A 512-nucleotide genomic window follows, 5' to 3' on the forward strand; every position below is an offset into this window, starting at 1 on the left:
TGCCTTTGACGGTGTCAAAAGAGCAGAACTTAGATGATTTGTACGATGAAGTGATTGCCGAGTTACTCGATGTGTTTGTTTCTCCTAGCGCTGTGAAGTTTTGATCATGACTGAATACACATGGTTAGCGCCGGCTATTTTGTGCGGCGTGATTGCGCTAATTGGTAACGTCGTACTGGGCCAGCAAGTCTTAAAGCGGCAGATCATTTTCATCGACCTTGCGGTGGCCCAAGTCGCAGCATTGGGTGCGGCGCTTAGTCATTATTGGCTAAACTCATCTACTTTGTACGTGAGGATTCCTTGGTTATCGGAATCTTGGCTTGGTGCAATGCTTGGCCCTTGGATAATGTCGTTATTGTTATGCGGATTGATTGCTGCATTAGAAAAGCGAAATCATCCGCATCTTGAGCCGATGATTGGCAGCTTGTTTGTGGTATCTGCCTCTTTGGCGGTGTTACTTGTTAGCAAAGACCCACATGGTGCTGATTTCATTCAAGGGATTTTGAATGGTC

The 512-nt window shown here is 46.1% G+C and carries 2 pseudogenes; both read left to right on the forward strand.

The window, feature by feature from the left end:
- A pseudogene (locus R7P74_RS29545) lies at positions 1-104 on the forward strand (zinc ABC transporter substrate-binding protein); the annotation flags it as partial.
- 2 nt (positions 105-106) lie between these two features.
- A pseudogene (locus R7P74_RS29550) lies at positions 107-512 on the forward strand (metal ABC transporter permease); the annotation flags it as partial.

The organism is Vibrio sp. 2033 (assembly GCF_033339735.1).